This window comes from Bifidobacterium thermophilum, from assembly GCF_037482445.1.
Lineage (GTDB): Bacteria > Actinomycetota > Actinomycetes > Actinomycetales > Bifidobacteriaceae > Bifidobacterium > Bifidobacterium thermophilum_B.
This window is the reverse complement of the sequence record NZ_JBBHLY010000012.1, coordinates 131,440-144,541: the sequence shown is the minus strand read 5'-3', so window position 1 is coordinate 144,541 and position 13,102 is coordinate 131,440. Positions and strand designations below refer to the sequence as shown.

The following is a 13,102-nucleotide window of genomic DNA, read 5'->3' as shown; positions in this document are numbered from 1 at the left end:
ATGCAGCACACTCTCGAAATCAAGGACCTCTACGCCTCGGTGGAAACCAAGGAAGGCCGCAAGCAGATCCTCAAGGGCGTCAATCTGACTGTCCACTCGGGGGAGACCCACGCGATCATGGGCCCCAACGGTTCGGGCAAGTCCACGCTCGCCTACACGCTGGCGGGACACCCGAAGTACGAGGTCGATTCCGGCCAGGCGTTGCTCGACGGCGTGGATATTCTCAAGCAGACGCCTGACGAACGCGCCAAGGAAGGCCTGTTCCTCGCCATGCAGTACCCGGTCGAGGTGCCGGGCGTGTCCATGACGAACTTCCTGCGCACCGCGAAAACGGAAGTGGATGGCAAGGCACCGTCGATCCGCACGTGGACCAAGGAGCTCAACGAGGCGATGAAGCGGCTGCGCATGGACCCAAAGTTCGCCATGCGCTCCGTCAACGAAGGCTTCTCCGGCGGCGAGAAGAAGCGCGCCGAAGTGCTGCAGCTCGAACTGCTCAAGCCGAAATTCGCGATCCTCGACGAAACCGATTCCGGCCTTGACGTCGACGCCCTGCGTATCGTGTCCGAAGGCGTGAACCGCGCCAAGGAGAACACCGATCTCGGCATCCTCATGGTCACCCACTACACGCGTATCCTCAAGTACATCAAGCCCGACATCGTCCATGTCTTCGCGGACGGCCATTTCGTCAAGACCGGAGGCCCGGAGCTGGCGGACGAGCTTGAGGAGAACGGCTACGACGAATACCTGCCGGAAGGCAGCACCGAATCGGCATTGGCCTGACCAACCTGAAAGACAAGTATCGAAATGGCAGATGTTGATTTCGCTGCGATTCGGCAGCAGTTCCCGATTCTTGACCAGGAGATCCACGGCCATCCGCTGGTATACCTCGATTCCGCCGCGACCTCGCAGAAGCCGCAGTGCGTGATCGACGCCGAAAGCGAGTTCTACCGCACCATCAACGCGGGTGTCCATCGCGGCGCCCACGAGTTGGCCGCTCGCAGCACCTTGGCGTTCGAGGAGGCGCGCGCCAAGGTCGCGCGTCTGGTCGGCGCCAACAGCGCGGAAGGCGAGGAGGAAATCGTCGTCACCGCAGGCGCGACCGCAGGGCTCAACCTGTTGGCGGCCGCCTTCGGCAATGCGAGCCTCGGTCGCGGAGGCAAGGCGGCCCAGCGGTTCGCTTTGAAGCCCGGGGATGAAATCGTGGTTTCCAAGGCGGAGCACCATTCGGTGCTGCTGCCGTTCCAGGAGCTTGCGTATCGGACGGGTGCGACGCTCAAATGGTTCGATTTGACCGAGGACGGACGCATCCGTTCGGACACCGCCGATGAGGTCATCACCGAACGCACGAAGGTCGTCGCGATTACTCATGTGGGCAACACCACGGGCGCCATCACCGATATCGCGCCGATTGTCCGCCGCGCCCATGAGGTCGGTGCCGTGTTCATCCTCGACGCCTGCCAGTCGGTGCCGCATCTCAAGGTCGATTTCCACGCCATGGATGTCGATTTCGCCGCGTGGAGCGCCCACAAGATGTACGGCCCAACCGGCGTGGGCTTCCTGTACGGCAAGCGCGAGCTGCTCGAAGCCCTGCCGCCGGCCAATTTCGGCGGATCCATGGTCGAGTTGGCATGGATGGACAAGCCGGCCGAATACATGGCACCTCCGGCGCGATTCGAGGCCGGTACCCAGCCGGTCGCCCAAGTGGTGGCCGCCGGCGTCGCCGCCGACTGGATGCGCGCCATCGGCATGGAGAACATCGAGGCGCATGAGAGGACCATCGCCGCCGAACTGCTCAAACTTGGCGATATCGATGGCGTACGAATCCTCGGTCCTCGTGAGAACGTCGACCGTATCGGCACGGTGGCGTTCGACGTGCAAGGTGTCCACCCACACGATGTCGGCCAGTTCATCGATTCGCTGGGCATCGCGATCCGCGTCGGCCATCATTGCGCCCAGCCGGTGCATCGCCACTTCGGGCTGTATGCCTCCAACCGCGCGTCCACCGGTGTGTACAACAGCGTCGACGATGCACAGGCGTTGGTCGAGGCGGTATCCAAGGTCAGGCCGTTCTTCAAGGTCTGATCGGTTTCCAGTCCCGGGCGCCTAGACATATGTGCTTGAGGCGTATCCGGCATGAAGGTATGGCGTTATCGCGTTTGCGGGGGTATGATATGCCCCCGCAAGCAGTTGAACGAGAGTAGGGAACAGGCATGAGCGACGATTTCGGCATGAGCGGCGACGACTTGGAACAGATGTATCAGGAAGTCATTCTCGAAGCGGCTCGCGATCCACACGGGAAAGCGCATTTTGCGCCGGATTTGGCCCAAGAGAACGACACCGCGGCCGAGCAGCCCTCGCGTGACCAAGGTGAGGCGAGTGTCCGTCAGAACCACGAATACTGCGAGACCGGGCAATCCCACCAGTTCAATCCGACCTGCGGCGATGAGGCGACCATCCGCGTCGAGGTCTCCGCGCAGGAGCCCCACCGCATTCAGCAGCTCGAATGGGATGGCCACGGCTGCTCGATTTCCCAGGCGAGCCTGTCCGTCATGACCGATCTGGTCGAAGGCAAGACCGTTGACGAGGCGATGAGTCTCGGGTCCACATTCCACAAGCTCATGGAATCCCGCGGCAAGGGGCTTGCCGATGACGCCGAGAACGAACGGCTTGAGGATGCCGTGGTGTTCCAAGGCGTTTCGAAGTATCCTATGCGTATCAAATGTGCGTTGCTCGGCTGGGAAGGTATGAAAGATGCCGTCGCCAAGGCCTTGGCCTCGCAAGACAAGACACCTGCCGGCGAAGCCGACTGAGCCGATAAGGAGCAAGATGACAGATCAAGGCAATCTGGTACCCGAACCACAATCCACGATTTTCGACACCGTGTCCCAAGCCTTGGGCAACGACAACGCCGCGCGCAAGGTCATGGCCAACCCGCAGCTGTTGGGTGCGCTCGGCACACACGCCGACGACACGCCTGACAACAAGCCGTCCGATACGGCAGCCGCATCAGACGATGATCGTTGCGCCTGCGGCAAGCACAGCAAGGCCGAGTGCGAGCATGACGAAGCCGACAGCGAGGATGACATCCCGTTGGTCGCAGTGGACGATATCGGACGCGCGACCGCTGCGGATGTGAAGGAGGCACTTCACCAGGTCATCGACCCTGAACTCGGCATCGATGTCATTGACCTCGGATTGGTGTACGGCATCGAGATCGACAATCTCGGACGTGCGATCATCACCATGACCCTTACCACGCCGGCATGCCCGCTGACGGAACTCATCGAGGACGAATGCGCCAGCACGCTCGCCGGGCTCGTGGAGGAGTTCCGCATCGACTGGACGTGGCAGCCGCGCTGGACCGTTGACAAGATCACGCCGGAAGGGAGGGAACAGTTGGCGGCCATCGGATTCAACCTCGACGCCATGCCGCAGTACTGATTCTCTCGATAGATTGCGGCCAATACCGTCACATATGCACGCTAACCACGGTGATGTCTCCTTGCCGCCTATGATGCGGCTGGAAGCATCGCCGTGGTTGCTCGCGCTGCCGTATCAATGCTTCACCCGTGTCGCATAGAACGCGACCGCGCTGGAAGCCGCCACATTGAGGCTGTCCACGCCGTGGCTCATCGGGATTTTCACGGTGAGATCCGCATGAGAGATCGTACGATGGGACAACCCGTCGCCTTCCGTGCCGAAGATCAAGGCGAGCCTGTCGATATGGTCAGGGGACGCTGAATCATTGTCGAGCCGACGGACAAGCTCGTCAAGACTGATGGAATCGTCATCCAAAGCCATGGCCGCCGTGGTGAACCCCAGCTCATGGAGCTGGGCGAGGCCGCGAACCGGCCAGAAATGCGTGTCATCGCCACCGATGCGCGTCCACGGCACCTGAAACACTGTGCCCATGGACACGCGGGCCGCCCTGCGGTAGAGCGGATCGCCGCACGAGGGCGTCACAAGCACCGCATCCACGTCAAGTGCGGCGGCTGAACGCATCAGAGCCCCGACATTGGTGTGGTCGACTATGTTTTCCATGACGGCAATGCGGCGGGCACCACGGCAGACCTCTTCGACGCTAGGCAGCGGCCAACGTTTCATCGCCGACAGCGCACCGCGGTGCAGGCGGTATCCGGTCAGCCGCTTGAGTTGCTCGGGGCTGGCTACATACACGGGGATATCCGGTCCCCAATGCTGGTCGATGTAGTCGAACTCGTCGCTCATGCCAGCGATCCATGGCTCTTCCACCAGCAGGGAAATCGGTTCACAGCCGGCTGCGAGCGCACGGTCGATGACTTTGGGGGATTCGGCGATGAACAGTCCCTTTGCGGGTTCAAGGCGGTTGCGGAGCTGGAGTTCGGTGAGATTGGTGTAGGCGGCGATGCGCTCGTCGTCGATATTGTCCACATGGATCAGCCGCATGAAAACAGGATCTCCCTTGTCTCGATAGTGATGTCGTGCCGGGTGCCGTGGTGTCAGGATGTGTCCCGAAGGCGTGGCGCGTCAGTTCTTCTATTGCATCATAGTATGCGGGCACCTTGTCGGGCGATGTCAGGCGTATCGTCCCATGGCCCGTGACAGCAGCGACAAGGCGACCGGCCCTGCGGTGGAAGCGCGCAGGATATTATGCCCGAGCAGCGTGCACATGGCCCCCGCATCGGCGAATTGACGCGCTTCCTGCTCACTGATTCCGCCTTCTGGCCCCACGACGACATTGACCGTACGGGTGCGGCCGTCTTCGAGGCAGCGCTGTTCCATATGCGCGACCGCCTGTTCAATCTGTTCCCAGTTGGCGGTTGCATCCTGGTGCAGGACGATGACGATATCGCCGAATACCATCGCCCGGCGGCAGATGGCCACGAGCTGCTTGCTGGAGATGCAATCGTCAAGCTGCGGCCGCCATGCCCGGCGTGACTGTTCTGTTGCAGCATCGATGGTCTGCGACCATTTGCGATCGCTGCGGCCGTGTTTCCATTTTGCGATGGAGCGATCCGCCTGCCAGGGGATGACTGTATCGACCCCGATTTGGGTGGCCATGTCGATGGCCTGCTCGTCGTGGCCGGTTTTTGCGAGCGCCTGGATGAGCGCGAGTCGGGTGACAGGCGGTTCCTCTTTGCTGAACGCGCTGACTTGCGCCTGTCCCTGCTCGGCATCGACTAGTGTGGTGTGGATGCGCAGGCCATTGCCGTCAGACAGCTGGAGCGTGTCGCCGTCGTGCAGGCGCATGGCTTGGATGGCGTGGCGTCTGATGGATTTGGGCAGCGTGATGTTCCATCCTTCACGCAGCGAGTCGGTGTTCACCGGGGCGTCGTCGGATTCGGGGTGCAACAAAAACAGCGGATCAGTCATGGTTGCAAGGCTATCACTGGGTCGGGTTCCTGGCTTGTGTGCGGTGTGGCAGCGGTGGTCATGCTGTTGGATTGCGCAAGTGGCACAGGATGTATCGTCGCCGCTCAGGAAAACGACACGCCCAAGAGGGGTTTGATTTGCGTCAGGCTTGAGCCGTGCTATAGTTTCTTTCTGTTGCTTCAAGGCACATGTCCGGGTGGCGGAATGGTAGACGCGCTAGCTTGAGGTGCTAGTGCCTATTTTAAACGGGCGTGCGGGTTCAAGTCCCGCTCCGGACACAAGCAAGGCTTCCGAAAGGAAGCCTTTTTTGTTATTCACAATAAGAAATCCCGCAGCATATGTCACGACCTGCTTCTGCCGACGTTCACTGGCACCTCATCGTCGGCAGAAACAGTGGTGGGGTTATAGGGGTTATTGACCAATAACCCAATAGCCCCAGAAACAGCGGTGAATTGACCTGCGACAGTCTCTTCACAAACTGTCTACGCAAAAAACGCCTTCCAGGTGTAACTCGTTTGTATGGGATGACAAATGCTTTCGTACAAGGGCATATCGTTATGCACGCTTGGATGATGTTGTCCGGATTCTTTGCGTGATCTGAATGTATGTGCGTCGTGCCGTGTATGCTCGTGGGCTGTTACGAAGATGGTCTCGTGGTAAATCCAATTGTGATTTCGCGATGCGATACTGTCGTTTGTATTGAGAGAGAGGGGTCAAGACATGAAGTGTCCTTCATGCGGGTCCGAGAACCAACAGGGGCGATTCTGCGATGCGTGCGGATATCGGCTGCAGCCGGATGCTTCCGTCGCACAGCCGAGCGCCGCGCCAGCCGTTGCGCCGACGCTGACGAATTCGGCATCAGCGCAGACGCGAGCTGCTGCAATTTCGAAACGGGCCCTCGCCGCGGTACTCGCAATCATATTGGTTGCTGCGGCAGGTGTCGGCGGGCTGCTGGTCTATCGGCACATCCACGAAAACGAGACGGTGGCGTTGCCCAGTACGGCAGCCGTCGCCAAGGACAACAAATCCTCCCAGCAAGCGGTCACGGTGCAGATGATGGCACAGGCCCTGCAGCATCAAGGATTCAAGACGCGCGTCAGTAAGCAGTATTCAGGCAAACCTGCAGGCAGATTCCTTGGATATGCGAATGCCAAGCCGGGGCAGCGTGTCAGGCGCAACACTCCAATCGTTATCAAGGCGTCACAAGGTCCGGGAGTGCCACAAGGAACAGTCGGATCCAAAGCCTCGACGGTTGTCAATACCCTCGCCTCGATGCATGTCCCTGTCACCTACAAGGCAGTGACCATTGACGCTTCCGGCAAATCAGCCAAAAAGGCGGGTACTGTATTGGCGACCTACCCGAAGGATGGCAACGCAGTCAAGAACAAATCGAAAGGCATTGTGGTCGCGGTTGTCCAAGACGGCGATGGCATCCCCGTCGATTACTATGGCAAGGATCCCGACACGGTCAAGAAATCATTGGAGTCGAAGGGATTCAGTGGAGTTGAAAGCAAAATACTCCACAAAAGACCATGTCGGCAAGGTGGTGGCGACCGATCCGGCGCTTGGCTCGGCGGCAAGCGCGGGCCAGTCCGTCACGGTATATTACGGCGTCAATGCAAGCGCCACGCATGACCTGTTCACCGTCAATATGGATGGCTCCGCGAATTCCATGGGATATGACGGCAACCCATCTGGCATCGAGGCGACCACTGGCACCTACTGCCATAAGGGCAGCGACACCGGCTGCATCACCATCGGCAACGAGAAAGCCCAAGGCTGCACAGGGGATTCGTGCACTAGGGTTACATCAAGCCAAGCTCCGCATCAACCTTTGCTATCATGCGGATGGTATCAGGCAATCTGCGCCTATGATCCCGCTGTGACATCGTATGACGGTTCCTCATACCTGATGATGGGGGATACCGGCACACTTGACATTACAACCGTTAGACAGCTCGAAATGGGATATTGCGGCACCGGGAAGAGCTGGAACTGGGGGTTTGACGTCGAAACTGAGGATTGCACGGCTTCGGGAGGCAAAGGCTATCAGATGGATGATGTCTGGTACGTCTATGTTCCCGTGGGAGGTGACATCGCCGCCGTTGAACGCGCAGGGTATTTCGATACCGCCGTGATGAAGAAAGCGAAGTCGCAAGCCAAACCCGACGCCGATATCCCATACATCGTCGCACGTGACCCGAGCCTGTATAAAACCCGTCGTGCGGCCTTCTCTGATTTGCCGTCCGAGCCAGACTCCGACCCCATCAACCCATTCATCTCATATTTGGGGGAGAAGCATCGCCTTGCCGTCAAACCAGCGCCTTCTGATGCCACGGCATATTACCTGGTCGAAAATCCGCTCGATTCGCGGCGTCTTGATACCTTCACCACAATCGACGCCAAGACGATCAAACAAGGGGATACCAACGAATCGTCCAAAGCCGGCTCCAGTGCGAAGGCGAACGCATCGTCATCATCAACTTCGAAGAGCGATAGCGGGAACGCCACTTCGCCTTCAGCTAAGCCCAATGCAACATCTACGGCAAAAGGCAACTACACTCCAGCCCAAGTGACGGCTGCCATCAACCGTGGGAATTTCAGTCTGATTGCAGGCAAATACTGCCAGATAAAGAGCGAAACACCCGATTACTGTATGACCATTGACAGCGCCGGCAGAATGCAGGCGAGTGGTGAATCTGATACTCGCGGAGTAGAACAGCTTAACACTTCGGCAAGGGACGAAGGGATGGGCGGGGTCTGGGTGCAAGCACCAGAATCCTACTTCGGGTGCATACGCGATGACGGCACCGTTGATCATGTGAACACTGATTGCATCAGTGCCGACATGGTAATACCGTACGAGTTCGATTACTATCCCGATCCACTCAATGCCAATTGGGATGCCTTGCAAGCCTCCGAGAAGCCACAGGACAATACGCCGTTCCTCATCTTGGCAACGGTCACCATGACACCATCGCCACAGGACCAGGACTTCCTCAAGTACGTCTTCTACAAGGTCTCGTGATTGTGACCTTATCCGAACCGCTCAATATGATGGGTCGTGGACGTACGAATCGTATGCCCGCGACCCATTCGGTAAGGAGTGTGTATGAGCCAGTCCGATGATTGCCTGTTCTGCAAGATTATTGCGGGGGAAATTCCGAGCACCAAGGTGTATGAGGACGACACGGTGTACGCGTTCAAGGACATCGCGCCGAAAGCCAAGGTGCATGTTCTGATCGTGCCGCGCAAGCATTACGCGAATGCCGCCGAACTCGCCAAGGCTGACCCCAAGACACTCGCCCATATCGTCGAGGTTGCCCAGCATATCGCCGATGACGCCTTCCATGGTGCCTATCGACTCGTGTTCAATACCGGCGAGGACGCGGGGCAATCCGTGTTCCATGTGCACGCCCATGTGCTGACCGGCGAGAAGTTCGCGGAATAGGGTGTCCTGCACGTGGCTACCACTACACGCGTTGTGACGGTCCCCCCCGAGCTTGATCCCGTCTCGGTGTTCGGCCCGGTCGATGAGGTGATCCGTGTCGTCGAACAGGCGTTTCCTGATCTGACGATTATTGTCCGGGGGAACCGGGTCGCCATCATGTCACGATCGAAACAGACCGAAGCCCAGGCCGCCCAAGCCGAAGAGATTATGCATACGCTTATCGATGAAGCGTATACCGCTCCCATGGATGCCGACACGGTTCGCAGGTTGCTGGACCGTCGAGTGCTCCGCAACGGCGCGCGCACACAGCGTGTCGAGGATATCCGCAGATTCGGCGCATCTGCAGCGCTCCCGCGCAACGCGATCATCGGGGACGCCGAGCATCACGCCGATAATCGCCGCAAGGCGCATATCCCCGGTGTCATCACGTTCGCCGCCGGAGTGCCGGTACGGCCGAAAACCGCCGGACAGATCGCGTATGTCAACACCATCGAGTCGAATACCATCACCTTCGCCATCGGGCCGGCCGGCACCGGCAAGACCTATCTTGCAGTGGCCAAAGCCGTCCGTGCATTCCAGGATGGCGAGGTGAGGCGAATCATCCTGACCCGTCCTGCGGTCGAAGCCGGCGAGAATCTCGGGTTTCTGCCCGGAACGCTCAGCGAGAAAGTCGATCCCTACCTACGCCCGCTCTACGATGCGCTTTCGGACATGCTGGGGGGAGACCAACTGCACCGCCTGATGGATGACGGCACCATCGAAGTGGCCCCGCTCGCCTATATGCGCGGCAGGACGCTCAATGACGCGTTCGTCATTCTGGACGAGGCGCAGAACACCACCGAGCAGCAGATGAAGATGTTCCTCACCCGTCTCGGCTTCAACACGAAGATGGTGATTACCGGGGATATCACACAGGTCGATCTGACGGTCCCGCGTTCCGGCCTTGCCACCATCGAGGAGATTCTGCACGGCATCCGCGGTATCGCCTTCGCCCATCTTGAGACAGGCGATGTGGTCCGGCACGCGCTGGTCGGCAAAATCGTCCAGGCGTATGACCGGCATACGGCGCATGCAGCGGAACGTAACCGTGGGGAGCGCGGAGCCCGTCAGCGCCCCACTCGTACCGTTGCGACCGTCAATGATCGGTATGACGGCAAGGATGCTATGGGAAAGGACCAAGCGTGAGTGTTGACGTGACCAATGAGACCGTGTGGCGAATCGATCCGGAGGTCTTCTCCCAACTCGGGGTATGGGTGATGAGCCAGATGCGCGTCAGCATCCAGTCCGACCTGACCATCCTGTTTGTCGACCCCGATCCCATTGCCCAGCTCCACGAACGGTGGATGAACCTGGAAGGGCCGACCGATGTGATGAGCTTTCCTATGGACGAGTTGCGCCCTGGTGATGGCTCCGCTGAGATGGAAGGCGTGCTTGGGGATATCGTGATCTGCCCATGGGTGGCAGCACAACAGGCGCTGGCAGCCGGGCACAGTACCATGCAGGAGATGATGCTGCTGACCATTCACGGCATTCTGCATCTGCTCGGCTATGATCATGTCACCCCGGAACAGGAGCAGCAGATGTTCGGTCTGCAACGCCAGCTGCTGCTCACGTATTTCGCCGTTCGTCAGAAGGATGTGCCGGCTGCGACATTGCCGGCCGGATCGCAGAACCTTCTTGCACAGTATGATGCCAAACATCCAGGTGAGCATGCAGCCGGCCACGGTGGACACCAGTGACATCTGTATATGAGATATATATAACACTAGAACAGTGATTGCAGATGACACCCTCGGAGGGGGAGACACCATATGGATATGACGACAATCATGGTAATCGTGGTGCTTGCGATCGTCGCGGCGCTGCTGGTATGGCTGTCACTGTCCATGGCGGCCGCCGAAGGCGCGGTCTCGCGTGTGACACGCGCCAGTTTGAACAATCGCATTCTCGAATGCCAGACCGACCAGGAACTCACCCAGTTCTCGCGGATGAAGAAGATCGATAAGATCCATCGGGTCCAGGGGCTGATCGCGGATCGATTCGCGACATCCGGGTCTTGCGCCTTCGTCAGGATCGTGTGCAATGTCGCCGATGGCGTGCTGGTCGCCTCCATCGTGTCGTTATGCGGCGGGCAGCTGTGGGTGCAACTGCTCAGCGGTGTGATCGCCGGTATCCTGATCGGTGCCGTCTCCATGCTGGTTCGGCCGCGTTCCGCCGGTGCCGTCAAACCGGTCGACATCATGCTGCGCCATGTGCGGGCGGTGTCGATTGCGGTCACGCTGACCCCGTTCGCGGCGGTCGGCGGCGCCAAGGTGTCCAAACGGCATCATCACGAATCCTCGGAGCTTTCCGATGATGAGGAATTGGAGAAACTTCAGCTGGAACAAGGCCGGGCGACTATCGACCGCCTGGTGGAGGCGAATGACTTCGATCCCGAGGTCTCGGAGATGCTGCGCAATGTGTTGACCCTGTCCGAGACCCTCACCAGAGAGATCATGGTGCCGAGAACGGACATGATCTGCATCGAGCGCAACCGCGATCTGCGTGATTTCCTGCAGCTTTGCTCCAGGTCCGGCTTTTCCCGTGTCCCTGTGATCGGGGAGGACGTCGACGATCTGGTCGGTATGGCGTATCTCAAGGATGCGGTACGTGCCACCGCATTCAACCCCGATGCGATTACACGCAACGTGGACAGCATCATTCGCGACCCGATGCTGGTCCCGGAATCCAAGCCCGTCGATGACCTGTTCCACGAGATGCAACGCACCCGGCAGCATGTCGCCGTGGTCGTCGACGAATACGGCGGCATCGCCGGCATGGTCACCATCGAGGACGCCATCGAGCAGATCGTCGGCGAACTGGAGGATGAGCATGACCGCACCCAGCACGGGGAACCCGTCCAGGTCGGCGAACATACGTGGCGTATGCCGGCCCGCACGCCGATTGCCGATCTCGAGGATATTTTCGAAGTCGATATCGACGAGGATGACGTGGACACCGTGTACGGACTGCTTACCAAACTGCTGGGCAGGGTCCCGATCGTCGGAGCATCCGCGGTGACACGCGGGCTGCGGCTGACCGCAGTGGATTCGGCCGGCCGCCGCAAGAAGGTCTCAACCATCGTCGTGGAGCCTGCACACGTCGAGCCCAGCGAGGACACTGGAGGGCAGCAGTCCGGCAATGCGGCGGCGGAACGTCGTGGTTCGCAGCAGCCGGAACACGCGACACCCGTCGGGACAGACACGACCAGATACGAACAAGGAGCAGCATGAGCGAAAGCGCCAGCAACAGCGGACAACAACCGGTCAAGGGGCATGAGGTGTACCGATCCGGCTTCGTGGCGGTCGTAGGACGCCCCAATGTCGGCAAATCGACGTTGATCAATGCGCTGGTGGGCACCCAGATCGCCATCGCCTCCTCCCGTCCCGAGACGACGCGAAAAGCGATTCGCGGTATCGTCACCACGGACAATGCCCAGTTGGTCCTTGTCGATACCCCAGGTATCCATCGTCCGCGTACGCTCCTCGGTCAGCGCTTGAACGATGTCGTCGAGGAATCGCTCGCGGACGCCGATGAGATCGCGTTCCTGCTCCCGGCCGACCAGGAGATAGGACCGGGCGACAAGCGGATCCTGAGCCGTCTGCGAGCCCAGTTCGCGAAGAAACGCGAGGACGGGTCATTCGCCTGGAAGATCCCGCTCATCGCGATCGTGACCAAAATCGATGAGCTCAATCGCCAGGAGCTCATGGCCAAACTCATCGAGATCAACGAATTCGCCGATTTCACCGATATCGTCCCCGTAAGTGCACGCGAATACGACAATGTCACGGAAGTGCGCAACGTGCTTATCGAGAACATGCCTGAAGGCCCGCAGATGTATCCGGCGGACCAGATCACCGAGGAACGTCCGGAATCGACCATCGCCGAACTGGTACGCGGGGCGTTTCTCGAGGAGCTTGACGACGAGCTTCCCCACTCGCTCGCCGTCGTCGTTGACGACATCGAATATCCGGATCCGGACGATTCCGAAAGCGACGGCAAGGCTCACGTGCTGGTGTCCATCTACGTGGAGCGCGATTCGCAGAAACCGATTATCATCGGGCACAAGGCCGAACATCTGGTCAGGGTCCGCAAGAAGCTGCGGACACCCGTCAACCGGATTGTCGGGCAGAAGGCCAAGCTTGACCTTCACGTCAAGGTCGCCAAGGACTGGCAATCCGACCCGAAGAAACTTGAACGATTGGGATTCTGACCGCTTGACGGGGAAATCCGAATCAATATGGTGGTGGCCCGCACACG

12 protein-coding genes and 1 tRNA gene are annotated in these 13,102 nt (G+C 59.5%); 11 read left to right on the top strand and 2 right to left on the bottom strand.

The genetic code is table 11. From position 1 onward, the window contains the following. The 4 genes from sufC to WD012_RS07650 all read left to right on the top strand — a co-directional run bounded on the left by sufC (nt 1) and on the right by WD012_RS07650 (nt 3,441). Entirely contained in the window at nt 1-780 is a 780-nt protein-coding gene (gene sufC / locus WD012_RS07665; RefSeq protein WP_015450498.1) for a Fe-S cluster assembly ATPase SufC, read from the top strand. Between the two features lie 24 nt (nt 781-804). After that, nucleotides 805-2,082, top strand: a complete 1,278-nt coding sequence (locus WD012_RS07660) for a cysteine desulfurase (protein ID WP_339563156.1) — start codon at nt 805-807, stop codon at nt 2,080-2,082. Nucleotides 2,083-2,210: 128 nt separating this feature from the next. After that, entirely contained in the window at nt 2,211-2,810 is a 600-nt protein-coding gene (sufU, locus tag WD012_RS07655) for a Fe-S cluster assembly sulfur transfer protein SufU (RefSeq protein ID WP_339563155.1), read from the top strand. 16 nt (nt 2,811-2,826) lie between these two features. Then, complete coding sequence (locus WD012_RS07650; protein WP_339563154.1) at nt 2,827-3,441, top strand: metal-sulfur cluster assembly factor; 615 nt, start codon at nt 2,827-2,829, stop codon at nt 3,439-3,441. 114 nt (nt 3,442-3,555) lie between these two features. Here WD012_RS07650 and WD012_RS07645 read toward each other — a convergent pair whose 3' ends face one another. Further along, entirely contained in the window at nt 3,556-4,425 is an 870-nt protein-coding gene (locus tag WD012_RS07645; protein WP_339563153.1) for a TrmH family RNA methyltransferase, read from the bottom strand. Nucleotides 4,426-4,554: 129 nt separating this feature from the next. Beyond that, complete coding sequence (locus WD012_RS07640) at nt 4,555-5,352, bottom strand: 16S rRNA (uracil(1498)-N(3))-methyltransferase (protein ID WP_339563152.1); 798 nt, start codon at nt 5,350-5,352, stop codon at nt 4,555-4,557. A 190-nt stretch (nt 5,353-5,542) separates the two neighbouring features. Here WD012_RS07640 and WD012_RS07635 point away from each other — a divergent pair. From WD012_RS07635 to era, 7 genes are all read left to right on the top strand, one after another. After that, nucleotides 5,543-5,630 (top strand) — tRNA-Leu (locus WD012_RS07635). Between the two features lie 1,220 nt (nt 5,631-6,850). Continuing rightward, nucleotides 6,851-8,380, top strand: a complete 1,530-nt coding sequence (locus WD012_RS07630; RefSeq protein WP_339563151.1) for a hypothetical protein — start codon at nt 6,851-6,853, stop codon at nt 8,378-8,380. 84 nt (nt 8,381-8,464) lie between these two features. After that, entirely contained in the window at nt 8,465-8,803 is a 339-nt protein-coding gene (locus WD012_RS07625) for a histidine triad nucleotide-binding protein (protein ID WP_339563150.1), read from the top strand. A 12-nt stretch (nt 8,804-8,815) separates the two neighbouring features. Continuing rightward, nucleotides 8,816-9,988: a PhoH family protein gene (locus WD012_RS07620; RefSeq protein WP_339563149.1), complete on the top strand. Its 1,173-nt coding sequence runs from the start codon at nt 8,816-8,818 to the stop codon at nt 9,986-9,988. After that, a complete protein-coding gene (ybeY, locus tag WD012_RS07615; protein WP_339563148.1) occupies nt 9,985-10,542 on the top strand; it encodes an rRNA maturation RNase YbeY in 558 nt (185 codons plus the stop codon). The genes WD012_RS07620 and ybeY overlap by 4 nt, the downstream gene beginning before the upstream one ends. 72 nt (nt 10,543-10,614) lie before the next feature. After that, nucleotides 10,615-12,075 carry a hemolysin family protein gene (locus WD012_RS07610; protein ID WP_339563147.1) on the top strand — a complete coding sequence of 487 codons (1,461 nt, stop codon included), beginning with the start codon at nt 10,615-10,617 and terminating at the stop codon, nt 12,073-12,075. Beyond that, nucleotides 12,072-13,055: a GTPase Era gene (era, locus tag WD012_RS07605; RefSeq protein ID WP_339563146.1), complete on the top strand. Its 984-nt coding sequence runs from the start codon at nt 12,072-12,074 to the stop codon at nt 13,053-13,055. The genes WD012_RS07610 and era overlap by 4 nt, the downstream gene beginning before the upstream one ends. Nucleotides 13,056-13,102: the final 47 nt, after the last annotated feature.